The 25256-nt window shown below is 70.3% G+C and carries 23 protein-coding genes and 1 riboswitch; of the genes, 19 read left to right on the plus strand and 4 right to left on the minus strand.

Annotated features, from left to right (window positions below; translation table 11 throughout):
* Nucleotides 1–177 precede the first annotated feature (177 nt).
* From FHS44_RS32990 to FHS44_RS33000, 3 genes are read left to right on the plus strand one after another with little or no spacing between them, the layout of a single operon-like run.
* Nucleotides 178–1713, plus strand: coding sequence for a hypothetical protein (locus tag FHS44_RS32990; RefSeq protein ID WP_184722007.1), 1536 nt, complete (start codon nt 178–180; stop codon nt 1711–1713).
* A 34-nt stretch (nt 1714–1747) separates the two neighbouring features.
* Nucleotides 1748–2185, plus strand: a complete 438-nt coding sequence (locus FHS44_RS32995; RefSeq protein ID WP_184722010.1) for a hypothetical protein — start codon at nt 1748–1750, stop codon at nt 2183–2185.
* Entirely contained in the window at nt 2182–3582 is a 1401-nt protein-coding gene (locus tag FHS44_RS33000) for an FHA domain-containing protein (protein WP_184722013.1), read from the plus strand. Before FHS44_RS32995 ends, FHS44_RS33000 begins: the two co-directional genes overlap by 4 nt.
* A 2-nt stretch (nt 3583–3584) precedes the next feature.
* Here the strand turns inward: FHS44_RS33000 and FHS44_RS33005 are convergent, their stop codons facing one another.
* Nucleotides 3585–5564 carry a cation:proton antiporter gene (locus FHS44_RS33005; protein ID WP_184722016.1) on the minus strand — a complete coding sequence of 660 codons (1980 nt, stop codon included), beginning with the start codon at nt 5562–5564 and terminating at the stop codon, nt 3585–3587.
* A 110-nt stretch (nt 5565–5674) separates the two neighbouring features.
* Between FHS44_RS33005 and FHS44_RS33010 the strand changes: the two genes are divergently transcribed.
* Nucleotides 5675–6463, plus strand: a complete 789-nt coding sequence (locus tag FHS44_RS33010; RefSeq protein WP_184722019.1) for a serine/threonine-protein kinase — start codon at nt 5675–5677, stop codon at nt 6461–6463.
* Between the two features lie 3 nt (nt 6464–6466).
* Here the strand turns inward: FHS44_RS33010 and FHS44_RS33015 are convergent, their stop codons facing one another.
* A complete protein-coding gene (locus FHS44_RS33015; protein WP_221461573.1) occupies nt 6467–7549 on the minus strand; it encodes a GNAT family N-acetyltransferase in 1083 nt (360 codons plus the stop codon).
* A 129-nt stretch (nt 7550–7678) separates the two neighbouring features.
* Between FHS44_RS33015 and FHS44_RS33020 the strand changes: the two genes are divergently transcribed.
* The 10 genes from FHS44_RS33020 to FHS44_RS33065 all read left to right on the plus strand — a co-directional run bounded on the left by FHS44_RS33020 (nt 7679) and on the right by FHS44_RS33065 (nt 19156).
* On the plus strand, nt 7679–8557 hold the full coding sequence (locus FHS44_RS33020; RefSeq protein WP_184722025.1) for a tRNA (adenine-N1)-methyltransferase: 879 nt from the start codon (nt 7679–7681) through the stop codon (nt 8555–8557).
* Nucleotides 8558–8762: 205 nt separating this feature from the next.
* Nucleotides 8763–10526: a proteasome ATPase gene (gene arc / locus FHS44_RS33025; RefSeq protein WP_184722030.1), complete on the plus strand. Its 1764-nt coding sequence runs from the start codon at nt 8763–8765 to the stop codon at nt 10524–10526.
* A 170-nt stretch (nt 10527–10696) separates the two neighbouring features.
* Nucleotides 10697–11863 (plus strand): acyltransferase family protein, encoded by a 1167-nt coding sequence (locus tag FHS44_RS33030; protein ID WP_184722033.1) that lies wholly within the window; start codon nt 10697–10699, stop codon nt 11861–11863.
* A gap of 85 nt (nt 11864–11948) precedes the next feature.
* Nucleotides 11949–13466 (plus strand): depupylase/deamidase Dop, encoded by a 1518-nt coding sequence (gene dop / locus FHS44_RS33035; protein WP_184722035.1) that lies wholly within the window; start codon nt 11949–11951, stop codon nt 13464–13466.
* 91 nt (nt 13467–13557) lie between these two features.
* Nucleotides 13558–13678: riboswitch (cobalamin riboswitch) on the plus strand.
* Nucleotides 13679–13711: 33 nt separating this feature from the next.
* A complete protein-coding gene (locus FHS44_RS33040) occupies nt 13712–13906 on the plus strand; it encodes a CbtB domain-containing protein (protein WP_184722038.1) in 195 nt (64 codons plus the stop codon).
* Between the two features lie 8 nt (nt 13907–13914).
* Nucleotides 13915–14646, plus strand: a complete 732-nt coding sequence (locus tag FHS44_RS33045; protein ID WP_312863903.1) for a CbtA family protein — start codon at nt 13915–13917, stop codon at nt 14644–14646.
* On the plus strand, nt 14643–15206 hold the full coding sequence (locus FHS44_RS33050; RefSeq protein ID WP_184722041.1) for a histidine phosphatase family protein: 564 nt from the start codon (nt 14643–14645) through the stop codon (nt 15204–15206). The genes FHS44_RS33045 and FHS44_RS33050 overlap by 4 nt, the downstream gene beginning before the upstream one ends.
* Nucleotides 15203–17224, plus strand: coding sequence for a putative cobaltochelatase (locus FHS44_RS33055; protein WP_184722043.1), 2022 nt, complete (start codon nt 15203–15205; stop codon nt 17222–17224). The genes FHS44_RS33050 and FHS44_RS33055 overlap by 4 nt, the downstream gene beginning before the upstream one ends.
* A 28-nt stretch (nt 17225–17252) precedes the next feature.
* A complete protein-coding gene (gene cobO, locus FHS44_RS33060) occupies nt 17253–17855 on the plus strand; it encodes a cob(I)yrinic acid a,c-diamide adenosyltransferase (protein ID WP_184722407.1) in 603 nt (200 codons plus the stop codon).
* On the plus strand, nt 17849–19156 hold the full coding sequence (locus FHS44_RS33065; protein ID WP_184722046.1) for a cobyrinic acid a,c-diamide synthase CobB: 1308 nt from the start codon (nt 17849–17851) through the stop codon (nt 19154–19156). The genes cobO and FHS44_RS33065 overlap by 7 nt, the downstream gene beginning before the upstream one ends.
* A gap of 79 nt (nt 19157–19235) precedes the next feature.
* On the opposite strand, the gene FHS44_RS33070 is transcribed toward FHS44_RS33065, so the two are convergent.
* Nucleotides 19236–20030, minus strand: coding sequence for a serine/threonine-protein kinase (locus tag FHS44_RS33070; protein WP_184722049.1), 795 nt, complete (start codon nt 20028–20030; stop codon nt 19236–19238).
* Between the two features lie 101 nt (nt 20031–20131).
* A complete protein-coding gene (locus FHS44_RS33075; protein ID WP_184722052.1) occupies nt 20132–20536 on the minus strand; it encodes a hypothetical protein in 405 nt (134 codons plus the stop codon).
* 215 nt (nt 20537–20751) lie between these two features.
* Between FHS44_RS33075 and FHS44_RS33080 the strand changes: the two genes are divergently transcribed.
* The 5 genes from FHS44_RS33080 (at nt 20752) to pafA (ending at nt 25237) form a co-directional block, all read left to right on the plus strand.
* Entirely contained in the window at nt 20752–20961 is a 210-nt protein-coding gene (locus FHS44_RS33080; RefSeq protein WP_184722055.1) for a ubiquitin-like protein Pup, read from the plus strand.
* Nucleotides 20962–21462: 501 nt separating this feature from the next.
* Nucleotides 21463–22281 carry a proteasome subunit beta gene (gene prcB, locus FHS44_RS33085; protein WP_184722409.1) on the plus strand — a complete coding sequence of 273 codons (819 nt, stop codon included), beginning with the start codon at nt 21463–21465 and terminating at the stop codon, nt 22279–22281.
* Between the two features lie 19 nt (nt 22282–22300).
* Nucleotides 22301–23101, plus strand: coding sequence for a proteasome subunit alpha (prcA, locus tag FHS44_RS33090; RefSeq protein ID WP_312863904.1), 801 nt, complete (start codon nt 22301–22303; stop codon nt 23099–23101).
* Between the two features lie 121 nt (nt 23102–23222).
* The gene (locus tag FHS44_RS33095) at nt 23223–23735 is read left to right on the plus strand and encodes a hypothetical protein (protein WP_184722058.1); all 513 of its coding nucleotides are present in this window, start codon (nt 23223–23225) and stop codon (nt 23733–23735) included.
* A 143-nt stretch (nt 23736–23878) separates the two neighbouring features.
* Nucleotides 23879–25237: a Pup--protein ligase gene (gene pafA, locus FHS44_RS33100; protein ID WP_184722060.1), complete on the plus strand. Its 1359-nt coding sequence runs from the start codon at nt 23879–23881 to the stop codon at nt 25235–25237.
* Nucleotides 25238–25256 lie beyond the last annotated feature (19 nt).

Genomic DNA, 25256 nt, shown 5'->3' on the forward strand with positions numbered 1-25256 from the left:
CCCGCTCCCTCCAGGCTGGGACGGGCTTCTGGCGAACCCCGGCGCCCGTTCGGGCGTCTGAGTGGATGTGTCCGTACGGCACGGGCAGGCATGATTCGCCCCTCGTTTTCGGCACGCACCAGGACTACTGTTCTGGCCAACCGAACCGGTCGGCCATGAAGCTAAAGGGACGCACAATTGGCACCCCCCAACACCCCGGCCCCCGCCGGTGATCTCACCCCGGAACTGCTCGGCGCGCCAGAGTGGACCGACCAGATGGTCGCCGCCGCGGGAATCCCCATGTACGACATCCCCTTCCTGACGGTCGGGGGCGGCATGGGGTCCTTCGTGACCCTGGACTATCTGCGCGTCTACGGTGTTCCCACCTCCCAGATGCGGGTGATCTCCAACATCGACACCCCGTGGCAGACCTACGAGTTCCTCACCCGGTGCTCGCAGATCCCCAGGAGCGAGCGCATCCGCTCAGACTCCGCCTCCCGCCCGGACAACCTCTGGGGCTTCCCCTCCTATGCCCTGCAGGAGACGTGGAAGGACAAGACCCCGGCCTACCTGTGGCAGCTGCTGACCGAGCCGCTGCTGAACGACTACTGGACGCCGCGCGCCGGCACGGTCTTCGAGAGCATCGAGCGCGAGGCCAAGCGCATCAGCTACTGGGACATGCTGGTCAAGGGGCAGGTCCGGATGGTCCGCCGCAGGGTGGGCGGCGGCTACTTCACCGTCGTCACCCCGCCGGAGGGCAGTGGGCCGACCAAGCGCGTCATCTTCCGCTCCCGCTTCGTGCACCTGGCGGTCGGCTACCCGGGCCTGAAGTTCCTGCCCGACCTGCAGGAGTTCCGCACCAAGCACAACGACTACCAGCACGTCGTGAACGCCTACGAGCCGCACGAGCAGGTCTACGAGTTCCTCAAGACCCGGCCGGGCACGGTCGTCATCCGGGGCGGTGGCATCGTCGCCTCCCGCGTGCTGCAGCGCCTGTTCGACGACCGCGAGAAGTACGGCCTGAAGACCCAGATCGTGCACATCTTCCGCACCTTCGTCGCCGGTTCGCACGGCCCGCACATCTGGGCCCGGCGCAAGGGTGGCAACGGCTGGGCCTACCAGGGCTTCAACTACCCCAAGTCGGTGTGGGGCGGCCAGCTCAAGGCGGAGATGCGCAAGCTGGAGGGCGCGGAGCGCGCCGCGAAGTACAAGGAGATGGGCGGCACCAACACCCCCTACCGCAGGCGCTGGCAGGAGCAGATGCGGGCGGGCCGCAGCGGCGGCTACTACCACGCCGTGCAGGGCACCGTGGACCGGGTGGAGCGGGCCCCCGACGGGCGGCTGGTCAGCTACGTGCGCAGCAACGACGGCATCGTCCGGGAGCCGGTGGCCGACTACATCATCGACTGCACCGGCCTTGAGGCCGACATCTCCGAGCACCGGATCTTCGCCGACCTCCTGCAGTACGGCGGGGCCTTCCGCAACCCGCTGGGCAGGCTGGAGGTCGAGCGGCACTTCGAGGTCAAGGGCACGGCCAGCGGCGACGGGGTCCTGTACGCCTCGGGCTCGGCGACCCTCGGCGGCTACTTCCCCGGGGTGGACACCTTCCTGGGGCTGCAGATCGCCGCGCAGGAGATCGCCGACGACCTCGCGAGGCGGGGGTTCGTCAGGAAGATGGGGCCGCTGCGCTCGACCTCGCAGTGGTTCAAGTGGGCCTTCAACACGCCGGTGTGAGCGGTCAGACCGCCGTAAGGAGAGTAGTTTCCCCGTGGTTCCGACGTTGTTCGGGCGCATCCAGACGCGCCTTTTCCTGCTGGCCACCGTCGGCGTGGTCGTCACGCTGCTGATCGTCCCGGTTCTTCCCGGCTCCTCGGGGGCGCTCGGCGCCCGCTACGCCAACGCCCTGCTCGTCCTGCTGGCGGTGGCCGTCCTGGGGATCGTCTGGGAGCTGATCTACCACTTCCTCATGCAGTTCCGGTGGGAGAAGGACTGGCCGACGCTGTTCGGTTTGCTGACGCTCGTTCCTGAAGGCCTTCTGCTGTACTTTTTGCTACGGTCCGGTGCGGTTGATTTCATTGACCCGGTCCCACCTGCCGCGTTCTGGACGCACTTCACCGTCGTCTGGGTCTGCATGTGGCTGGTGGCGAACGGGCCGATGAGGGTTCCGTTCATCCGGTGGCGTTTCCGGGGAGGGAGAGTTCTGTGACCGACGAGGGCTTCGGAGTGGTGCGTCCACTTCCGGGCAAGGGGCTGGTCGCCCATGTGGGTGGCCTGCTGCTGGTGTGTGACGCGGCCGAGCCCGTCGTCGAGGATCTTCTGGGGGCGCTCAGGGAGACGGCCGCCTCGGGCGGCGACGGCCGGGCGCTGGCCCGCCGCGTCGCCCAGGTGCTCGCGGTCGTGATGGGCGAGCCCGTCGCGTGCGCCGTCGCCGGTCCGGTCTCCTCCGGGGTGGCCGTGCTGGTCAGCGGCCCGGCGTTCGCCTCGGTCACCGGTCAGGGCGGTGAGGTGCAGCTCGCCGGGCGCGACGCCCTCACCTGGTCCGACCGGCTGGTTCCCGGCCCGGTCACCCGGGTCGAGCTGCGCCTGCCCGACGCCGGGCAGGCGCACCCGCTGACCCGGCTGGACAGCGGCGTGGTCAACGCGGGCGGCGTCCTGTGCGACCCCGCGGAGCCGGGGCAGGCGCCCGTACAGGCTCCGCGCCGCGAGCCCGCCCCCGAGCCCCTCCCGCAGGCCGCCCCCGTGGCGGCCTCTCCGGTGGAGACCGCGCCTCCACCGGTCGTCTCCGCGCCCTCCGAGTGGGCCGACCCCGCGCCGTCCCAGCCGTCCGTGGACTGGTCCGCGCCTCCGGTGCCTCCGGTGCCCCCGGCCGAGCCGGTGCCGCCCGCGCCGTACCCGATGGGCTCCCCCGACCACTACGCCCCAGGACCGCCCGCGCAGCAGGGGTGGCACTCCGACCCGGGGCCGCAGGCCCCCGCGATGGCCCAGCACGAACCCGAGCCCGTCCAGGACGTCCGCGACCAGCCCTTCGAGTACGAGCTGCTCATGCCCGGCGGTCCCCAGGGCACCGCGGAGTCTCCAGTGTCTCCGGTGTCCCCGGCGCCGCCCGGTGACCAGCAGGCCGAGTCGCGTCCGCTGGTCTACGGGGTGGACTGCAAGAACGACCACTTCAACGACCCGCGCGTGCCGTACTGCGCGGTCTGCGGCATCGCGCTGGTGCAGCGCACGCTCGTCCCCTACAAGGGGCCGCGCCCGCCGCTGGGCGTGCTCCTGCTCGACGACGGCACGACGCTGCGCCTCGACAGCGACTACCTGGTCGGCCGCGACCCCGAGCGGGCCCCCGAAGTCGCGGACGGGACGGTGCGCCCCGCCAAGGTCACCAGCCCCGACGGGTCGGTCTCGCGCCGACACCTGCGGGTCGCACTGGACGGCTGGGACGTCAACCTGGTCGATCTCGGCTCGGTCAACGGCACCCAGATCCAGCCGCCGGGGGACCCCAACTTCTACGACATCCCGCCGAACGAGCCGGTCGCCATCCTGCCGGGCACGACCGTGCGGATCGGCGTCTCACGCACGATGCGCTACGAGTCGCACCGCAACCGCTGATCTCAGCTCCGCGCGGGGGGTACGGGCTCGCGCAGCGCGGAGACGAGTGCGGACCAGTCCACCGGGTCGGCGTCCCGCTCCGCCCGGACCAGCAGGTGTCCCGCGGCGTCCCTGGCGCTCTCCCCGGCCACGGTGAGGGCGTCCTCGGGCACCGGCCCGCCGCCCACCTCGACCCCGAGCCCGTCCAGCCGCCTGACCAGGGCGGAGGCCCTGCCGCCGCCCTCGACCACCAGCGGGCGCCCACCGGCCAGCGCCAGGATGAGCGCCACGCGGACGGCGGCCTCGTCGGCCTGCTGTACCGCGACCGGTCCCCGTGAGGTCAGCGGGGCAGCGGAGGTCACCGTGACCACGGGACAGGTGACCCCGTCGCGGATCTCCGCGTATCCGGGAACGCCCTCGGGCAGCACCACCAGGTCGGGGGAGGCTCCCACGGCCAGTTCCGCCAGCTCGGTGCCGACGGAGGCGCTGAAGCGGCTCACCACCCTCGCCTCGTGGCCGTGGGCGCGCACGACCTCCGCCAGGACCTCAAGATCGTGGAGGGTCTCCGCCAGCTCGGCCAGTTCCGACGACAGGCCCCCGCCGAGTTCGAGACGGCCGCCCGGATAGGGCCGCAGGTGGGCGAGGATCACCTTGGCGGGCGGGGCGGAACGGGCCAGGACGGCCGCCAGCTCCGCCAGCGGGACCTGCTCGGCGGGGGAGCCGGGCACGACGACCAGCACGCGGTGGGCGGCGCTCACGCCGAGGGCCTCGCGTTCGGCCTGCGCGATGTCACGCGCCACCCGGCGTTCGGGATAGACCCTGCGCAGCACGGGCCCCGTCATCGCCGTGGTCAGCAGCGCCATCACGACCATCAGCGAGTACAGCTCGTTGTCGAGCACGCCCTTCTGCAGCCCGACGGACAGGATGACGATCTCGGTGAGCCCCCGGGTGTTGAGCAGCGTGGCGATGGCCAGCGCCTGCCGCCCTGGCAGCTGGGTGCGGGCCGCGACGTAGGAGCCGACCAGCTTGCCGCCGATCGCGACCACCAGGATCGCCGCGAGCGTCCCCAGACTGGACAGGTCGAGCGAGCGGAGATCGACGTTGAGTCCCGCCACCACGAAGAACATCGGCAGCAGCAGGAGCACGGCGAGCTGTTCGAGGCGTTCGAGGATCTCGTGGTTGAGCCGCTCGGCCCCCTCGCGGGGCATCACGGCGCCGAAGACGAACGCCCCGAAGATGAAGTGCACGTGCATCCACTCGGTGGCCCAGGAGGAGGCCAGCAGGCCGATGAGAACCACGGACAGCAGCCCCGGGGTCAGCCTGCCCGCCCGCTGCCACGCGGGCACCAGACGGGCCAGTAGCGGCCGCACGACCAGGAACATCACCAGCCCGTACGGCAGGGCCAGCGCGACCTTCCACTGCCCCTCGCCCCCGTCCGCGCTCGCGAGCCCGACGACCACCGCGAGCGCGGTCCAGGCGAGCACGTCGATCACCGCGGCCGAGGCCAGCGAGAGGCCGCCGACCGTGACGCGCTGCATCCCCCGGTCGGTGATGACCCTGGCCAACACGGGGAAGGCGGTCGCCGCCATCGCCGCGCCCATGAACAGCACGAACGGCAGCGTTTTCGACCCGTCCACGTGGTCGCCCGCTATGCCGAGCGCCAGCGCGCAGCCGAGGACGAACGGCAGGAGCGTCGAGCCGAGCGCGATGACGACCGCGATCCTGCCCTTGCCCCTGACCAGCTTCTGGTCCAGCTCCAGGCCGACGACGAACATGAACAGCACGAGCCCGACGTCGGCAAGGGCCTGCAGCGGGGGAAGCATCCCGGGGCCGAACAGCCGGTCGCCGACCAGCGGCCCGAGCAGGGTGGGACCGAGCAGGATGCCGGCCACGATCTCCCCGACGACCGGGGGCTGGCCGAGCCGCCTGGCCGCGGCTCCCAGCAGCCGCGCCGCGACGAGGACGATCACGAGATCAAGCAGAAGCAGGTCAACCTGGAACACTGGGACACGCTTCCCGTAAGTAATGAAAAGCCCCGAGAATGACCAAGGTGACGTTACCGTCTGTGGCAGATCACCGCGAGCGTCGCGGAAGGTGCGAAGGGGGACCATCGGTGGAGGGCATCGCCGACTACGAGTTCGTCCGCCCGCTGGGGGCGGGCAACCATGGCGAGTTCTACCTGGCGAGGAAACCGCAGCGGCTGCCGGTCGAGGCCGACCTGGTGGCGGTGAAGGTGGTCGGCGGCACCGGCAAGGACGCCTTCCGGCGGGCGACCAGGGAGCTGAAGGCCTTCGCCGCGGTGCGCTCGCCGTACCTCGTGACGCTCTACGACGCCGGGCAGCAGGGCGGGGTCTTCTACTACTCGATGGAGTATCTCCCGGAGGGCTCCCTGAGGCTGCCCGCGACGCCGCCCTCGCGCGAGCGGGTCCTGCGCTCGGTCGCGTGCGCGGCCCACGCCGTCCAGGCGCTGCACGAGGAGGGCATCGTGCACCGGGACGTCAAGCCCGGCAACGTGCTGCTCACCGAGACCGGGGGCAAGCTGTCCGACCTGGGCCTGTCGCAGGTGCTGACGCCGGGCGCGACGGTGACCGGGATGGGCGACATCGGGTCGGTCGAGTTCACCGACCCCGCGCTGCTGCGGGGCGACGACCCCTCGCCCGCGGGGGACGTGTGGTCGCTCGGGGCGACGCTGCACTGGTCGGTGACCCGCACCGGTCTGTACGGCGAGCTGCCCGTCCACGACCCGCTGCTGACCCTGCGCAAGGTCAACACGACGCCGCCCTCGGTCAGCGGCGACCTGGAGCCCGGGCTGGCCGACCTCGTCCTGGCCTGCATCGGGGAACCGGCCCGGCGGCCGACCGCCAGGGGGGTCGCCGACCGCCTGTACGCGCTGCTCGGCTGAGAGCTACTCCCGCAGCCTGTACCACTGCAGGTCGTCCAGGCGGGTACCGTCGGGGCCGGGCAGCAGGCCGCGCGCCAGCCTCTCCTTGGCGAAGCCCGCGCGCTCCAGCACCCGGTGCGAGGCGTGGTTGCCGGGGGAGGTGCCCGCGATGATCCTGGCCAGCGCGGTGTGCTCGAAGGCCCACCCGACGAGCAGGTCGACAGCCCGCGTGGTCAGGCCCCGGCCGCGGAAGGCGGGCAGCAGGCTGTAGCCGGTCATCGCCTGACCGAGCACCGGGACGATCGAGGTCAGTTGGATGTGCCCGGCGAAGGCGTCCGTCGCGGCGTCCCTGATCGTCAGCTCGACGCGTTCGCCCGCGAGCCAGTGCGCACCCGCCTCCCGGCACAGTCGCTCGGCCCTGGCCCTGTCGGGGCCCTGCGGGGGGACGCTGTAGCGCACGACGTCGGGCAGGTTCTCCAGCGTGTGATAGTCGTCGGCGTCCCCGGGGCCCAGCGGCCTCAGCCGTACCACACCGTCGGTCAGCGAGCCGCCGGGCAGGGCGGGCAGGAAGGGGTGGACGCGTTCGCCAGGCTCGCCGTACAGGCGGGCGAAGGCCACCAGGTCGGCCCGGCCGCCGTCCCTGCGGGCCTCGGCCGAGCGCCTGACGCCCTCGCGCTGGAAACCGGCGGCGAGCGCGACCCGCTGGCTGGCGAGGTTCTCCACATCCGCCAGCAGCTCGATCCGCCGCACCCCGAGGGCGAAGGCCCACTCGGTGAGCGCCCTGGTGGCCGCCGTCGCCACGCCCCGCCCCTGCGCCCACGGCGCCACCAGGTAGCCCACCTCGCCGTTGCCGCGCGCGTCGAGCGGCTTGAGGCCGATGTTGCCCAGCCACTCGTCGGTCTCGGTGTCCGCGATGGCGAAGGACGCGCCGCCGTCCCGCCACGCCTGCTCGGCCATTCCCAGGTAGGCGAGCGCGTCGTCGCGGGTGTACGGCACCGGCAGGGTCGGCAGGAAGCGACTGACGCGGGGGTCGGCACAGGCGCGGGCGATCGGCTCGACGTCGGACTTCGCGGGTGGGCGCAGGACGACGTCCCGGGAGAGGATCATGTCTTGTGGGAGCATCCCCAAGTGCTATCAGGTCCCCACGAAGGCGGACCAACCATTTCCGTCCTGGACGTCCCGCGGGGATCTTCGTGAGGGGACGGGCGGCGGCCGGGCGCCGATAACCTTGCGGGCATGGGTTTTCGCAGGCATGGGCCGTTTCAGGCCGGGGATCAGGTTCAGCTCACCGATCCCAAGAACAAGCGTCACACGGTGACGCTGAAGGAAGACGGGGTCTTCCACACGCACAAGGGCGCCATCCCGCACAGCGACCTGATCGGTCAGCCTGAGGGATCGGTCGTGCGCTCGTCCGGCGGCACCCAGTATCTCGCGTTCCGGCACCTGCTCCAGGACTACACGCTGTCCATGCCGCGTGGCGCCGCGGTCATCTACCCCAAGGACTCGGCGCAGATCGTCGGCATGGCCGACATCTTCCCCGGCGCCCGGGTCGTCGAGGCGGGGGTCGGCTCCGGCGCCCTGACCTGCTTCCTGCTGCGCGCCGTCGGCCCTGAGGGGCGGGTCACCTCCTACGAGCGGCGCGAGGACTTCGCCGAGGTCGCCACCAAGAACGTGGAGAAGTTCTACGGCGGCCCGATGGACCAGTGGCGACTGGTGGTCGGCGACTTCGTGGACGCGCTCGACGAGAGTGACGTCGACCGGATCATCCTGGACATGCTCGCCCCGTGGGAGTGCGTGGACGCCGCGTCCAAGGCCCTCACTCCCGGTGGTGTCATCTGCTGTTATGTGGCGACTACCACCCAATTGTCCCGCACGGTGGAAACTCTCCGCGAACACGGGAGTTTCACCGAGCCCCATGCGTGGGAGACCCTGGTTCGCGACTGGCATGTCGAGGGCCTCGCCGTACGGCCGGACCACAGGATGGTCGGGCACACCGGGTTTCTCGTCACCGCGCGTCGCATGGCGGACGGGGTGACCCCACCACCTCGTCGCAGGCGTCCAGCGAAGGGGGCATATGGCGAGGAGTCCGCGTCTTCCACCACTTCCACCAGTTGATGACGATTCAGCCACGAGGGTGCGTCGGAGAGTGACGCGGGAACAGATCTCCGTGTTCTTATGCTCCAAGGACTAAACGCACGATAAGGGATTGTTAAGTGCCTACTTAATGTAGCCATACGAACACCGCTCGGCCAGGTAAGGGACAGCCCCCAGATGGGTAGGGTTTTGAGTAGTCGGTCTCGACTGGGAAGGAGGTGACGCCGTGGCAGCTCGCGACGACGCCGAGGCTCGTGCCGCGCAGCGCGAACGGGAGGTCGCCGACCTCACAGCACAGGTCTCCTTCCTGCAGGAGGAGATCACCACGCTACGTCGGAAGCTGACGGAGTCTCCCCGGCAGGCCAGGATCCTCGAAGAGCGTCTCCACGAAGCGCAGGCGAACCTCGCGGCCGTAACCGGCCAGAACGAGCGTCTTGTGGCCACCCTCAAGGAGGCCAGGGACCAGATCGTCGCGCTCAAGGAGGAAGTCGACCGGTTGGCGCAGCCGCCCTCCGGCTTCGGCGTGTTCCTTGAGTCCAGGGAAGACGGCACGGTGGAGGTCTTCACCGGTGGTCGCAAACTTCGAGTGAACGTCAGTCCAGCGGTTGACGTCGACTCGCTGAAGCGTGGCCAGGAGGTCATGCTCAACGAGGCGCTCAACGTCGTCGAGGCCCTCGGATACGAGGAAGTCGGCGAGATCGTGATGCTCAAGGAGCTCCTTGAGGACGGCCAGCGCGCGCTGGTGATCTCGCACGCCGACGAGGAGCGGGTGGTGAGACTGGCCGAGTCCTTGCTCGACCAGCCGATCCGCGCGGGCGACTCGCTGCTGCTGGAGCCGCGCTCCGGTTACGTCTACGAGCGCATTCCCAAGTCCGAGGTCGAGGAGCTCGTCCTGGAGGAGGTGCCCGACATCTCCTACGAGGAGATCGGCGGGCTCATGCGGCAGATCGAGCAGATCAGGGACGCCATCGAGCTTCCCTACCTGCACGCCGACCTCTTCCGCGAGCACAAGCTCCGTCCCCCCAAGGGCGTGCTGCTGTACGGCCCGCCCGGATGTGGCAAGACGCTCATCGCCAAGGCGGTGGCCAACTCCCTGGCCAAGCAGGTCGCGGAGAAGACCGGCCAGTCCGGCAAGAGCTTCTTCCTCAACATCAAGGGTCCCGAGCTTCTCAACAAGTACGTCGGCGAGACCGAGCGGCACATCCGCCTGGTCTTCCAGCGCGCCAGGGAGAAGGCCTCCGAGGGCACCCCGGTGATCGTGTTCTTCGACGAGATGGACTCGATCTTCAGGACCCGTGGCTCCGGCGTCTCCTCCGACGTCGAGAACACCATCGTTCCCCAGCTCCTGTCCGAGATCGACGGCGTCGAGGGCCTGGAGAACGTCATCGTGATCGGCGCCTCCAACCGCGAGGACATGATCGACCCGGCGATCCTGCGGCCCGGCCGTCTGGACGTCAAGATCAAGATCGAGCGGCCGGACGCCGAGGCGGCCAGGGACATCTTCTCGAAGTACCTCATCGAGGACCTTCCGCTGCACGCCGACGATCTGGCCGAGCACGGCTCCAGCCGTGAGGGCACGATCTCGGCCATGATCCAGCGGGTGGTCGAGCGGATGTACACCGAGAGCGAGGAGAACCGCTTCCTTGAGGTGACCTACGCCAACGGCGACAAGGAGGTCCTGTACTTCAAGGACTTCAACTCCGGCGCGATGATCCAGAACATTGTCGACCGCGGCAAGAAGATGGCCATCAAGCAGTTCCTCGACACCGGGCAGAAGGGGCTGAGGATCCAGCACCTGATGGCGGCCTGCGTGGACGAGTTCTCCGAGAACGAGGACCTGCCCAACACCACCAACCCCGACGACTGGGCCCGCATCTCCGGCAAGAAGGGCGAGCGGATCGTCTACATCCGCACCCTCGTGACGGGCAAGCAGGGCACCGAGGCGGGCCGGTCCATCGACACGGTCGCCAACACCGGTCAGTACCTGTAGACGCACCACCGAGGCGGCGCGGTCCTTCCGAGGACCGCGCCGCCCTCGCGTCTCCGGAAGGCCTTCCGGGAGAGCCGGGAAACCGGGGGAACAAGATCCGGCCCGAGGGAACCCGGATGATCGAAACACCGTCCAAGTGGCGTGCGTGAACACTTCGCCCCGGCGGGCACATGACCGGCACGGCTACGGGCACGACCACAAGGGGAACCGGCCGTCTCGCAGAACTCGACCTCCTGCGCTTCCTCGCCGCCGCCGGGGTCGTCTCCTTCCACTACCTCATCGCCTTCGCCTCCGTCTGGGGGGAGCGCCCGGCGAAACTGTTCCCGGCGACCGCCACCCCGGCGGGGCTGGGCATCCTCGGCGTCGAGCTGTTCTTCATGATCAGCGGCTTCGTGATCCTGATGAGCATCTGGGGGAGGGGCCTGGGCGCCTTCGCCCTGTCACGCCTGGTGCGGCTCTTCCCCGCCTACTGGATCAGCGTGGGCGTCGTCGCCGCCGTCTACGGCCTCGGCGCGGCCACGGCTCTGGACCCCAAGCTCGGCCTGCGCGACTACCTGGTCAACCTGACCATGTTCCAGCGCGCCTTCGGCCTGACCGACGCCAACGGCGTCTACTGGTCGCTCTGGGCGGAGCTGCGCTTCTACCTGCTGATCTCGATCCTGGTGATCGTCGGGGTGACGTTCGTCCGCTGCCTGGTCTTCATGGGCGTGTGGCTGCTGGCGGCCGGGATCCTCACCGGCAACGAGAACGAGTGGGTCCAGCTAATCGTGATGCCGAAGTACGCGCCGTACTTCGTCGGCGGCATGGCCTTCTTCCTCATGACGAAGTACGGCCCCAAGCCCGTGCTGTGGTGTGTGGCCGGGATCAGCGGTGGCCTGGCGGTCAACGCGGCCCTGGCAAGGGTCGAGGGCAGGATCGACGCGGTCGGCTACGCCGCGATGCCGGTGCCCGGCTGGGCGGTCGTCGTGACCGTCGTGATCTTCTACGTGCTCATGGCGCTGGTCGCGCTCGGCGCCCTCAGCAGGCTGCGCTGGCGCGGGCTGGTCGTGCTCGGCGCGCTGACCTACCCCCTCTACCTGTTCCACTCGACGGTCGCCGCCGTGCTCGTGCCGGTGCTGCGTGACACGCTGCCACCCTGGCTGACCGCCACGGTCACCGTGCTGGTCACGCTGGCGCTCTCCTACCTGGTTCACCGGCTGGTCGAACGGCCCGTCCAGGAGTTTGTCAAGGCCAGGAGGAGGCGGGCAGCCGTACCTGATGGGCGGGGAGCGGTCCCTGGGCCGTGGGTGCCGGGGGTGCCGGGAGAAAAGGCATCAGAAAAGGCCTCTGTGCCATAACTGTCTGGTCAACGGGGATAGTGAAGGGTCTAGGGTCGGGGATATATACGGCGGAGTAGTCGTCCTGGATGAACAGAGGGTGCGCATGACGGTACGGCGGGTGATGGGCATCGAGACCGAATACGGCATCTCCGTGCCCGGACAGCCGGGGGCCAACGCTATGGTGACCTCCTCCCAGGTGGTGAACGCCTACCTGGCGGCCTCGGCGGCCAGGGCCAGGCGAGCACGCTGGGACTTCGAGGAGGAGAACCCGCTGCGCGACGCCCGGGGCTTCGACCTGTCCAGGGAGGTGGCCGACCAGAGCCAGCTCACGGACGAGGATCTGGGCCTGGCCAACGTGATCCTCACCAACGGGGCCCGGCTGTACGTGGATCACGCCCATCCCGAATACTCGACTCCCGAATGCACCAACCCACGAGCCGCGGTGATCTGGGACAAGGCGGGGGAGCGCGTCATGTACGACGCCGCGACCCGCGCCTCGGCCGTCCCCGCCAACGCTCCGATCCAGCTCTACAAGAACAACACCGACAACAAGGGCGCCTCCTACGGCTGCCACGAGAACTACCTGATGCGCCGGGCCACGCCGTTCGCCGACATCGTCAGGCACCTGACCCCGTTCTTCGTCTCCCGGCAGGTCGTCGTCGGCGCGGGCCGGGTCGGCATCGGTCAGGACTCCCGGGGTGAGGGCTTCCAGATCAGCCAGCGGGCCGACTTCTTCGAAGTCGAGGTCGGCCTGGAGACCACGCTCAAGCGGCCGATCATCAACACCAGGGACGAGCCGCACGCCGACCCGGAGAAGTACCGCAGGCTGCACGTCATCATCGGCGACGCCAACATGTCGGAGATCTCGACCTACCTGAAGCTGGGCTCGACCGCGCTGGTCCTCGCCATGATCGAGGACGGCTACTTCACCCGTGACCTCGCGGTCGACAACCCGGTCCAGGCGCTGCGCGCGGTCTCCCACGACCCCACGCTGAAGTACGAGATCCCGATGCGCGACGGCCGCAGGCTCACCGCGGTGCAACTGCAGATGGAGTACCTCGAACTGGCCCGCAAGTATGCCGAGGAGCGCAGCGGCAACGGCGTGGATGAGGTCACCAAGGACGTCCTCGACCGCTGGGAGTCCGTCCTGACCCGCCTGGCCGAGGACCCGATGCAGCTGTCGCGGGAGCTCGACTGGGTGGCCAAGCTCGAACTCCTTGAGGGCTACCGCTCGCGTGACGGCCTGGCCTGGTCGCACCCGCGTCTGCAGCTCGTCGATCTGCAGTACTCCGACATCCGCCCGGACCGGGGCCTGTACAACCGGCTGGTCGCCCGGGGCAGGATGCAGCGCCTGGTGACCGAGGAGGAGGTCCAGCGGGCCATCGAGGCCCCGCCGAGCGACACGCGGGCCTACTTCAGGGGCCGCTGCCTGAGCCAGTTCAGCGAGTCGGTCGCGGCCGCCTCGTGGGACTCCGTCATCTTCGACATTCCAGGTAGGGAATCGCTGCAGCGCGTCCCGACCATGGAGCCGCTGCGCGGTACCAAGGCCCACGTCGGCGAGCTGTTCGACCGTTGCCGTACCGCGTCCGACCTGGTGACCGCCCTCACGGGCGATCAGTGACCCGCTGTGCGGGCGGGTGTACCCGTCCGCACAGTTTCTGGTTCTCTGTCCGCTATCGTATGGATTGACGGACAGTACAAACCGGGATAAGTTCCGGTTGTTTTGTGGCGGTGCGAGGGAAATCCGGTGAGATTCCGGTGCGGTCGCGCCACTGTGACCCACCCCACGAGGGGCGGGGAGCCAGGTCACTCGACCGCCACCGACCTACGAAAAAGGGGCGCGTCAATCCCCTGAAGGAGGTGGCCGTGAGCCAGATCTCGGCTCCGCCAGTCAACCCCATCCCGCTTGGCTCACTCACCCGCTGGCTGCTCGCCGTACCGGTGCTGCTGCTCGTCGCCTACCTGGTCGCCTTCGACCAGGGCGCGATCTCGCAGACCGGCAACTACCTGCACGAGCTCATGCACGACGGGCGCCACCTGCTCGGTGTGCCCTGCCACTGAGCACACACGTGATCACCAAACTCATCGTCAGGGGCATGCTCGTAGGGCTGCTCGCCGGACTGCTCGCCGGGGTCTTCGCCTACACAGTCGGCGAACCCCGGGTCGACCGGGCCATCGCGCTTGAGGAGGCCGCCGCGGCCTCCAGCTCCCACGCCGAGGAGGCGGCCGAGCCCGCCCACTCCCACGAGGAGGAGGAACTGGTCAGCAGGGACGGCCAGCGCCTCGGTCTCTTCCTCGCCCTCGGCCTGTACGGCGTGGCCCTCGGCGGCCTGTTCGCCCTCGTCTACGCGGGGGTGCGAGGGCGGGTCGGCCCGAGGTCGGAGCCGTTGCTCGCGATCTCTCTCGCGGCGGCGTCGTTCGTCGCGATCGTCCTCGTCCCGTTCGTGAAATATCCCGCCAATCCACCGGCTGTCGGTGACCCGGAGACGATCAACCAGCGCACGGTGCTCTACCTTGTCGCCGTCGTCATCGGGATCCTGGCCGTCGGCGCCGCGGCCGCCGCGTACCGCTACGTCTCCTCGACCGAGGCGTGGCCGCGCTGGGTCGCGGGTGGCGCGGCCCTGCTGGTGCCGGTCGCGGCCGCCTGGATCCTGCTACCCAGGATCGACGAGGTGCCCGAGGGTTTCCCCGCCGGTCTCCTGTGGGACTTCCGCCTGGCCTCACTGGGCACACAGGCGGTGTTCTGGCTGGGAGTCGGCGCCCTGTTCGCCTTCGCCGCACGCAGGCGCAGCCCGGCGTGACGACCCCCTCGGGGGTCGCGCGCCTGCTGCTGGTCTGTCACGCCTCGACGCGGGCGACGGCGCGGGCCGCCTTCCCCGGCGACGAGCCGCTCGACGGGAACGGCCTGCGCCGCGCCCGCGCGACGGCCCCGCGGATCGGCCCCGGCAGGGCGGTCCGCGGGACCGAGCTGCGCTGCGCGCAGACGGCGGAGGCGCTCGGCCTGCGGGCCGTACCCGAGCCGCTGCTCGCCGACTGCGACTACGGGCGCTGGCGTGGCATGACGCTCGCCGAGGTCGAGGCGGCCGAGCCCGAGGGTCTTGAGGCCTGGCTCACCGACCCCGCGGCGGCCCCCCACGACGGGGAGCCGATCACCGGTCTCGTCGGCCGGGTCGCGGACTGGCTCGCCACCCTCGGCCCAGGAAGGACCGTCGCCGTCACCCACGCCCCGGTGGTCAGGGCCGCGGTCGTACACGCCCTCGGCGCCCCGGCCCGCGCCTTCTGGCGTGTGGACGTCGCACCGCTCTCCCTGGTGACGCTCACCGGGCGGGGCGGGCGCTGGCGGCTGAGTTACCCCGCATGACGAGAGCCGAGGAGGCAGCAAAGGTGCGCGATCCGCGCTATCCCTTCACCGCGATCGTGGGGTCGGAGGACCTCAAGCTCGCCCTGATCCTGAACGCCGTCTCCCCGGGAGTCGGCGGAGTCCTGGTCAGGGGGGAGAAGGGCACCGCCAAGTCCACGATCGTGCGGGCACTGGCGGCGCTGCTGCCGCCCGTCGAGGTGGTGCGCGGCTGCCGCTTCTCCTGCGACCCCGCGGCCCCCGACCCGGGCTGCCCCGACGGCCCGCACGAGGCCGCCCCAGGCACCGTACGGCCCGCCAGGCTCGTCGAGCTGCCGGTCGGCGCCTCGGAGGACCGGCTCGCGGGCTCGCTCGACCTGGAACGGGCGCTCACCGAGGGGGTCAAGGCCTTCGAACCCGGCCTCCTCGCCGACGCCCACCGGGGGGTCCTCTACGTGGACGAGGTCAACCTCCTGCACGACCACCTGGTCGACCTGCTGCTCGACGCCGCCGCGCTCGGCACCTGCTACGTCGAGCGAGAGGGCGTCTCGGTACGGCACGCCGCCAGGTTCCTGCTGGTGGGGACCATGAACCCGGAGGAGGGCGAACTCCGGCCCCAACTGCTCGACAGGTTCGGGCTGACCGTCGAGGTCCGGGCGTCGCGGGAGGTGTCCCAGCGGGCCGAGGTCGTCCGGCGGCGCCTTGCCTTCGAGGCCGACCCGGCCGCCTTCACCGCCTCGTGGCAGGCACAGGAGAGGGAGCTCGCGGCGCGCATCGCCGAGGCCAGGGCCAGGGTCGCCGAGGTCACCCTGCCCGACTCCGCGCTGCACAGCATCGCCACGGTCTGCGCCGCCTTCGAGGTGGACGGCCTGCGGGCCGACCTGGTCACCGCGCGGGCCGCCATCGCGCACGCCGCCTGGCGGGGCGGGACGACCGTCACGGCCGAGGACGTCCGCGAGGCCGCCAGGCTCGCCCTGCCGCACCGGCGGCGCCGCGACCCCTTCGACGCGCCGGGCCTGGACGAGTCCAAGCTGGACGACCTCCTCGACCAGATGCCCGAGGAGCCGGACGACGACCCCGACGACGGTCCCGAGGACGACGGTCCCGGTGGCGGTCCCGAGGGCGGCCAGGAAGCGGGATCTGCCGACGGTCCCGCCGAGCCCACGAACCAGGAGGGCGTGCCCACGCCCCCGTCCGGGGAGCCCGCACCCGGGCAGACCGGACAGACCGGGCGTGACCAGGTCGCCGAGGCCGACCCCGCCCGGCGTGCCAGGCTGTTCACCGTGCCCGGTCTCGGCGCGGGAGCCCCCGGCCGCAGGTCCAGGGCCGCGACCCCGCTCGGCAGGGTGACCGGGGCCAGGGTCCCCGGCGGACGGCCCACCTCCCTGCACCTGAGGGCGACCGTCGAGGCCGCCGCGCCGTACCAGGTCGAGCGGGGCAGGAGCGGGCCCGGCCTGCTGCTGCGGCGCGAGGACCTCAGGGAGGCCACGCGTGAGGGCCGGGAGGGCAACCTGGTGCTGTTCGTCGTGGACGCCAGCGGGTCCATGGCCGCCAGGAAGCGCATGAGCGCCGTCAAGGGCGCCGTGCTCGGCCTGCTCCTTGACGCCTACCAGCGCCGCGACAAGGTCGGCCTGGTCACCTTCCGCGGCTCCCGCGCCGACCTGGTGCTGCCGCCCACCTCCTCGGTCGAGGCGGGCGCCGCCCGGCTGCGTGAGCTGCCGACCGGCGGGCGCACCCCGCTGGCCGCCGGGCTGCTGCGCGCGGCCGAGGTCCTGCGGGTCGAACGGCTGCGCGACCCGTCCCGGCGTCCCCTCCTGGTCGTGGTGACCGACGGCCGGGCGACCTCCGGCACGGTCGAGGAGGCTCACAGGGCCGCCGGGCTGCTGGCCGGGATCGCCACGGTCGTGGTCGACTGCGAGACGGGACACATCCGGCTCGGCCTGGCCGCCTCCCTGGCACGGCGGATGGGGGCACAGGCCGTACGCCTCGACGACCTCACCGACCTCGCCGGGGTGGTCCGCGACAGACGGGCCGCCGCGTGAGCCGTACGAGAACGAAAGGCGGATGACGATGCCCCAGGGGAAACCGGTCAGCGTGCCCGAGGACGGGCTGACCACCAGGCAGCGCCGTACCCGGCCGCTGCTGATCGTCCACACCGGGCCCGGCAAGGGCAAGTCGACCGCGGCCTTCGGGCTGGCGCTGCGGGCCTGGAACCAGGGGTGGCCGATCGGCGTGTTCCAGTTCGTCAAGTCCGCCAAGTGGCGCATCGGCGAGGAGCGGGCGCTGCGTGTCCTGGGCGAGTCCGGCGAGGGCGGCACGGTGTCCTGGCACAAGATGGGGGAGGGGTGGTCCTGGATCCAGCGCCCCGGCAGCGAGGAGGACCACGCAGCCGACGCCAGGGAGGGCTGGGAGCAGATCAAGCGTGACCTGGCCGCGCGGACCTTCCGGCTGTACGTCCTCGACGAGTTCACCTACCCGATGAAGTGGGGCTGGATCGACGTCGAGGAGGTCGTCGCCACCCTCACCTCCCGTCCCGACGGCCAGCACGTCGTCGTCACCGGCCGTGACGCCGACCCCCGCCTGGTCGAGGCCGCCGACCTGGTGACGGAGATGGGCAAGGTCAAGCACCCCATGGACGCCGGGCAGAAGGGGCAGAAGGGCATCGAATGGTAGCCCGGCTGGTGATCGCGGCCCCCGCGTCCGGCGCGGGGAAGACCACGGTCGCGACCGGGCTGATGGCCGCGCTCACCCGCAGGGGCCTGCGAGTCTCCCCGCACAAGGTGGGGCCCGACTACATCGACCCGAGCTACCACGCCCTGGCCACGGGCCGTCCGGGGCGCAACCTCGACCCGTGGCTCGTCGGTGAGGACCTGGTCGCCCCGCTGTTCCTGCACGGCGCCGCCGGGGCCGACCTCGCGGTGGTCGAGGGGGTGATGGGCCTCTACGACGGGGCCGGAACGAGCGAGTTCGCCTCGACCGCGCACGTGGCCAGACTGCTGCAGGCCCCGGTCGTCCTGGTGGTCGACGCGGCAAGACAGAGCCGGTCCGTCGCGGCGCTGGTGCACGGGTTCGCCTCCTACGACACCCGGATCCGCTTCGGCGGGGTGATCCTCAACCGGATCGGCTCCGCCAGGCACGAGGAGCTGTGCCGCGCGGCCCTGGCCGAGAGCGGCGTCCCGGTGCTCGGCGCGATCCACCGCAGCGACCTCGTGGCCACCCCCTCCCGCCACCTCGGCCTGGTCCCGGCCGCCGAGCGCGCGACGCAGGCGGTCAGGGCGATGGACGCCGCCGCCGAACTGGTCGCCGCCTCCTGCGACCTGGAGGAGCTCCTCCGACTTTCCCGTACGGCTCCCGCCCTGTCCGCGTCGCCGTGGAGCCCGGGGCCCGCCGTACCGGCGACCACGAGGGTCGCGCTCGCCGCGGGGCAGGCGTTCACCTTCGGCTACACCGAGCAGGCGGAGCTGCTGACGGCGGCGGGGGCGGAGGTCGTCCCCTTCGACCCGCTGGTGGACGAGTCCCTGCCGGAGGGGACGGGCGGCGTCGTCATCGGTGGAGGGTTCCCGGAGATCTACGCGGCCGAGCTGTCCGCGAACGAGCCGCTGCGCAAGGAGGTCGCCGCGTTCCGCGGACCGATCTCCGCCGAGTGCGCGGGCCTGCTGTATCTCGCCAGGCGGCTCGACGACAGTCCCATGTGCGGGGTCCTCGACGTGGAGGCCAGGATGACGGGGACCCTCACCCTAGGCTACCGCGACGCGGTCGCGGTCGAGGACTCGGCGCTGACCAGGGCGGGGGAGCGCTACCGGGGGCACGAGTTCCACCGCACGGCCGTCGAGCCCGTGCCGGAGCGGCCTCTGTTCCGCTGGCGGGGTGGGGCGGACGGGTTCGCCGTCGGCCCGGTCGTGGCCTCCTACCTCCACCTGCACTGGGCGGGTACCCCCGGGCTGGCCGCCAGGTTCGTCGAGGCCTGTCGCTGATCTACTTTGATCTACTTTGTAAAGGCGCCGGCCCGGGGTCCGCGAACGACGAACCCCGGGGCCTCCGGCGAGGGGCCGGTCAGGCGGCGCTGAAGCAACGGACCTTGGCCAGCATGGCCGAGGTCTGCTCGGCGCTCAGACGTGCCCTGGGGTCCTTGCGGAGCAGCCCCCGCAGCACCGGTTCGAGCGCGCCCGCCCGCTGCGGCGCGCGTGCGGGCTCGCGCAGCGCCTCGACCAGCGCGGGCATGGAGTTCACGGTCCTGAAGGGGGTCCTGCCCTCGACGGCCATGTAGAGGGTCGCCCCGAACGACCACATGTCCGCCTCGCGGGTGCCGCCCCGGCCGTGCAGGGTCTCCGGCGCGATGAAGGCCGGGGTGCCGCGCATCGAGGTGCCCGCGGCGCCCTCGGGGGCGGCGAAGCCGAAGTCCGCAAGGACCACCCGGTCGCCCGTCAGCATGATGTTGGCGGGCTTGATGTCACGGTGGATCACGCCGCCGTCGTGCGCGTGCCGCAGCGCGTCGAGGAGCCTGCGGCCCATCCCGGCCACCAGGTCGACCGGGAGCGGCCCGGCCTGGACGAGCGTGTCGTGCAGGGTGAGGGCCTCAAGGAACTCCATGACGATCCAGAGCCGCTCGGCCTCCTCGGCGAGGTTGTGGACCGTCACGATGCCCCGGTGGCTGAGCCTGGCGGCCATCCGGGCCTCGCGCACCACCCGCCGTCGTTGCTCGGCCGCGGCGGGCCCCGGCGGCAGGGCGATCTCCTTGAGCGCCACCTTCCGTTCGAGTAACAGGTCGTAGGCGCGCCATACCACGCCCGTCGCACCCCGGCCGACGGGGGAGTGAAGCTTGTAACGGCTGGCGACGATGGTGCTCACGGTCCAATGATCGCAGTTTTGCACCCGGTTGGCCTACTCGGAACGGTCCCGACTCGCCGGATTAGCTGACAAATTCCTTCTCCGCGAGGGCATGAGGCGGGTCAGAACAGGCCGATACCGAGCAGCAACGTGCCCGCGGCGAGAAAGACACCCCCGAGGACCGTGAGCCAGATGAGCTTGTTGGGTTTGGTGTCCGAGGGGCGCACGACGGACAGGAAGAAGCCGAGCGGCATCAGGATCGGCGCCGAGACGATCAGAAGTCTGGCCACTCTCCTGAGGCCCTCGTCCAGGTGTGTCTGGTCGATGTAGAGCAGCGCGACGAGGGCGAACAGGACCAGGACGCCCGCGTGGGCGTGTCCCGCCCGCCACAGGTTCTGCCGGACCGGGTTGTCGAGGTAGCCGGGGACGTTGCGCATGATGTGGCTCAGCAGCATGAGTCCGCCGAAGGCGATGGTGGGCACGGTGATCAGGAGCACTCCGGCGGTGCTCAGCGTCTCGGGCGGCATGGGGGCTCCTTGGGGACGGCCGATGTCGGCCCATCATTGGATAGAGTTGCTATCTAGTCAAGTGCGATTTGCCGCCGACGGCTCGGGGAGGGTTGTCTTGGGGCGAGTCCGGGGAGTTCGCGGTCCTCGCAAAGATCGAGGACGATCCACGCGAAATGTCCGCCGGTTCGGGGAAGATATGGGGCAACGACGTCCCCCATGTGGAGGTGCCACAGATGGCTAGTAAGGACACCGGAGGCCAGAAGCAGACCGGGCGGACCGACAGGGAGGTCGAGGAGACCGCGCAGGCCGACTCGACCGACGTTCAGGAACGCCAGGAGAAGCTCTCCGACGACGTTGACGCGATCCTCGACGAGATCGACGAGGTGCTTGAGGAGAACGCGGAGGAGTTCGTCAGGTCCTACGTCCAGAAGGGCGGCCAGTAGCCGGTCGTTCCTGAGCGCGAGGGAGTCGATAGGGAAGCCAGGACGAGTCCCGGGCCGAGCGGGGTGAGGCCGCGCGTCGCGGCGGCGGCCCCCCGGAGGGTCAGACGGTGTTCGTGAACGTGGGAAGCCGAGAGGCGGACCGGCTCAGGGCGTAGCCACGCCGCGAGACGACGGGCCGGTTGGCCGTCGCCGGTCCCGCCACGCCCTGACGGCGTGGACCGGCGCAGACGGCGGGTGTGACGCGAAGGCGCCGCCCGCCCTTTTTTGCGGGGTCCTTCAGGCCTTCCGCCCGCGCGGAAAAGCCTCGGCCGGGCCCCGCGCGTGGGGGCGGAACGCGGCCTCCGTCCGGATATAAAGATTCGAAGACGCGCCTGGAGAGGGTTCGCGCTGAGCTGATCCAGGGAAGTGCATGCAGCACGGCAAGATGAGTAAGGTCGGGCCTTATAGGACCGCACCTTTGGAGGGAGTCGCGTGGGATCGCACAGGGACCTGCCCGCCGGCATGGTGAATCACATCTTCACGAACAGCGGCATTTCCTCGTTCACCGAGTTCGTCGGCTCCTACGCGCCGGACTTGTTGCCCGACAGAAACGAGACCCTGGCGGCCCCGGTCGGAGACCACGTTCCGCACGCGACCACGATCGTCGCCGCGACCTGCGCGGGCGGCGTGGTGATGGCCGGTGACCGCAGGGCGACCTCGGGGAACATCATCTCCCAGCGGGACATGGAGAAGGTGTTCAGGACCGACGACTTCTCGTGCATGGGCATCGCCGGGGCGGCGAGCACCGGCATCGAGATGGCCCGCCTCTACCGGGTCGAGCTTGAGCACTACGAGAAGATGGAGGGCAGGACGCTCTCCGTCGCGGGCAAGGCCAACCGCCTGGCCACGATGATCCGCGGCAACCTCGGCATGGCGATGCAGGGCCTGGCCGTCGTACCGTTGTTCGCCGCGTACGACCCCGAGATCGACGGTGGGCGCATCTTCGGATACGACGTCGGCGGCGGGCCGTACGAGCAGTACCAGCACCACGCGATCGGCTCGGGTTCGATCTTCGCGCGTGGTTCGCTGAAGAAGCTCTACCGGGAGAACGCCTCGCCGGAGGACGTCGTGCAGGCGCTCATCAACGCCCTGTACGACGCGGCCGACGACGACTCGGCGACCGGTGGCCCCGACGTCACCCGCAAGATCTGGCCCGTTGTAGCGCAGATCACCGCCGACGGCTTCCGCCGTCTGTCCGACGAGGAGGTCGGCGCCCACGTCCAGACAGTCCTCGAAGGGCGCATGAACTTCCCCGACGGCCCCGTCGCCCCGCTGCGCTAACACGAGAGGATCACCCCAGGTGTCCATACCCTTTGGATATGTCTCGCCCGAGCAGCAGATGCGGGACAAGGCGGACTACGCGCGTAAGGGGATCGCGCGAGGCCGCAGCGTCGTCGTCCTGCAGTACGAGGACGGCATCCTGTTCGTCGCCCCCAACCCCTCCCGGGCCCTGCACAAGATCAGCGAGATCTACGACAAGATCGGTTTCGCCGCGGTCGGCCGCTACAACGAGTTCGAGGCGCTGCGACTCGGCGGCATCCGTTACGCCGACATCAACGGCTACAACTACGCCAGGGACGACGTCACCGCGCGTGGGCTGGCCAACCTCTACGCGCAGAACCTCGGGCAGATCTTCACCGAGTCGCCCAAGCCCTTCGAGGTCGAGATCGTGGTCGCCGAGGTCGGTGACAGCGCGGAGGAGGACCACATCTACCGCCTCACCTTCGACGGCTCGGTCTTCGACGAGACCGGCCTGGTGGCGATGGGCGGCCAGGCGGAGGCCGTCGCGGGCAGGCTCAAGGAGCGCTACCGCGAGGGCCTGCCGCTGCCCGAGGCCCTTGAGGCGGCGCTGTTCGCCCTCACCGAGCCGGGTGGTGAGCGCCCCCCGGCGAACCAGCTCGAGGTCGCGGTGCTCGACCGCAACCGGCCGCACCGCAAGTTCCTGCGCCTGAACGGCCCGAGGCTGGAGCGGCTGCTCGCCGAGGAGACGACGCCCTCCCCGACCGCTCCGGACACGGCGTCGGGGGCGGCGCCCGAGCAGGGCTCCGACCTGCCGCCGACCGCGCCGGAGGGCGACATCGACACCGGCTCCAACGGCTGACGGAGCCGGTCGGAACGGTCAGAGAGCGCCGCGTCCCCGTGTGGGGGCGCGGCGCTCCGCTGTGACGTGGATCACCTTCCATGCGGCGAACCGGGTCCGTGGGGCCGTCGTCGTAACGAGCATGAAACGCTCACTGCTGGCCGTGGCCGCCGCGCTCTCCGTCGCCCTGGGCGGCGCGATCCCCGCCGAGGCCGCGGCGATTCCTAACTTCCCCCGCCCGAAGATCTTCGGCACCACCTTCCAGAAGGACCCCGGCCACGACTTCACCAAGCGCATCAGCCCCCGCAAGAACGGCATCCTGCGCGGCTGGATCACCCACGTCAGCCGGTACGAGGTGGAGTACGAGCCGATCAAGTGGGTGCGGGACAAGTACACCGAGGGATACTTCGTCGGCCCCCCGGAGGGGCACGTGAGCGCCTACGCCTCACCGGTCGCCAAGAACGTCGTCTTCCTGAGCGCCTTCGGCTGCTCCTCGACGGGGGCCGGCCCCATGACCGTCGACAAGGTCGGCCTGGGGGCCAAGCGGTGCTCCAGGAAGGTTCTGCTGACGAGGGTGAAGAAGTCCCAGCGCCCCTCGCTGATCACCGTCTACCGGGGACAGATCGTCAAGGTCCAGGAGATCTACACCCCCTGAACGTTCCCGTACGGCTCGCGCCCGTTCTCACCGGGCGTGAGCCCCGCTCACGCTTAGCCGACCCCAGGTGGGGGCATAAGCCGTACGACCGAAAACCCCACTGATCCCTCCCGCAGGAGGGGTTCGGCGAATAGTGTGAGGCAATGGACCGTCGCATCTTCGGGCTTGAGAACGAGTACGGCGTCACCTGCACGTTCAGGGGACAGCGGCGGCTGTCGCCCGACGAGGTCGCGCGTTACCTATTCCGCAGAGTCGTCTCCTGGGGCCGGTCGAGCAACGTCTTCCTGCGCAACGGCGCGCGCCTCTACCTCGACGTCGGCAGCCACCCCGAGTACGCAACCCCCGAGTGTGACAACGTCGTGGAGCTCGTCACCCACGACAAGGCGGGTGAGCGCATCCTGGAGGGCCTGCTCGTCGACGCGGAGAAGCGTCTGCGCGAGGAGGGCATCGCCGGGGACATCTACCTCTTCAAGAACAACACCGACTCGGCGGGCAACTCCTACGGCTGCCACGAGAACTACCTGGTCGGCAGGCACGGGGAGTTCGGCCGCCTGGCGGACGTGCTCATCCCCTTCCTGGTCACCCGTCAGATCATCTGCGGCGCGGGCAAGGTGCTGCAGACCCCGCGCGGCGCCGTCTACTGCGTCTCCCAGCGGGCCGAGCACATCTGGGAGGGCGTCTCCAGCGCCACCACCCGCTCCCGGCCGATCATCAACACCCGTGACGAGCCGCACGCGGACGCCGAGCGCTTCCGCCGCCTGCACGTCATCGTCGGCGACTCCAACATGAGCGAGACGACGATGCTGCTCAAGGTCGGCGCGACCGACCTGGTGCTGCGCATGATCGAGGCGGGCACCGTGATGCGCGACCTGTCGCTGGAGAACCCCATCCGGGCCATCCGGGAGGTCTCCCACGACATGACCGGCCGGCGCCGGGTGCGCCTGGCCAACGGCAGGGAGGCGTCCTCGCTGGAGATCCAGCAGGAGTACCTCTCCAAGGCGCGTGACTTCGTCGACCGCAGGGGCGGCGACAAGATCAGCGAGCGGGTGCTCGAACTGTGGGAGCGGACGCTCACCGCGGTCGAGACGGGCAACCTGGACCTGGTCTCCAGGGAGATCGACTGGGTCACCAAGTACCAGCTGATCGAGCGCTACCGCAGGAAGTACGACCTGCCGCTGTCCAGCCCCAGGGTCGCCCAGCTCGACCTCGCCTACCACGACGTGCACCGGCGTAGGGGCCTGTTCTACCTGCTGCAGAAGCGCGGCGCGGTCGAGCGGGTCGCCTCCGACCTGAAGATCTTCGAGGCCAAGTCGGTGCCGCCGCAGACCACCAGGGCGAAGCTGCGCGGGGAGTTCATCCGCAGGGCGCAGGAGAAGCGCCGCGACTTCACCGTGGACTGGGTCCACCTGAAGCTCAACGACCAGGCGCAGCGCACGGTGCTGTGCAAGGACCCCTTCCGCAGCGTGGACGAGAGGGTGGACAAGCTGATCGCGGGAATGTGACGGTCATGCTTCGGTAAGG

Origin of the sequence: Streptosporangium saharense (assembly GCF_014203715.1) — a bacterium.
In the GTDB taxonomy this organism is placed as follows: Bacteria; Actinomycetota; Actinomycetes; order Streptosporangiales; family Streptosporangiaceae; genus Streptosporangium; species Streptosporangium saharense.

Excerpts from the sequence above, each read along its gene's own strand:
- FHS44_RS33080 (WP_184722055.1), top strand. The coding sequence starts at position 20,752 with ATGGCTAGTAAGGACACCGGAGGCCAGAAGCAGACCGGGCGGACCGAC.
- FHS44_RS33015 (WP_221461573.1), bottom strand. The coding sequence starts at position 7,549 with ATGATCCTCTCCCGGGACGTCGTCCTGCGCCCACCCGCGAAGTCCGAC.
- FHS44_RS33065 (WP_184722046.1), top strand. The coding sequence starts at position 17,849 with ATGGTAGCCCGGCTGGTGATCGCGGCCCCCGCGTCCGGCGCGGGGAAG.
- FHS44_RS33020 (WP_184722025.1), top strand. The coding sequence starts at position 7,679 with ATGGGTTTTCGCAGGCATGGGCCGTTTCAGGCCGGGGATCAGGTTCAG.
- FHS44_RS33075 (WP_184722052.1), bottom strand. The coding sequence starts at position 20,536 with ATGCCGCCCGAGACGCTGAGCACCGCCGGAGTGCTCCTGATCACCGTG.
- FHS44_RS33030 (WP_184722033.1), top strand. The coding sequence starts at position 10,697 with ATGACCGGCACGGCTACGGGCACGACCACAAGGGGAACCGGCCGTCTC.
- FHS44_RS33055 (WP_184722043.1), top strand. The coding sequence starts at position 15,203 with ATGACGAGAGCCGAGGAGGCAGCAAAGGTGCGCGATCCGCGCTATCCC.
- cobO (WP_184722407.1), top strand. The coding sequence starts at position 17,253 with ATGCCCCAGGGGAAACCGGTCAGCGTGCCCGAGGACGGGCTGACCACC.
- dop (WP_184722035.1), top strand. The coding sequence starts at position 11,949 with ATGACGGTACGGCGGGTGATGGGCATCGAGACCGAATACGGCATCTCC.
- pafA (WP_184722060.1), top strand. The coding sequence starts at position 23,879 with ATGGACCGTCGCATCTTCGGGCTTGAGAACGAGTACGGCGTCACCTGC.
- FHS44_RS33095 (WP_184722058.1), top strand. The coding sequence starts at position 23,223 with ATGAAACGCTCACTGCTGGCCGTGGCCGCCGCGCTCTCCGTCGCCCTG.
- prcB (WP_184722409.1), top strand. The coding sequence starts at position 21,463 with ATGGTGAATCACATCTTCACGAACAGCGGCATTTCCTCGTTCACCGAG.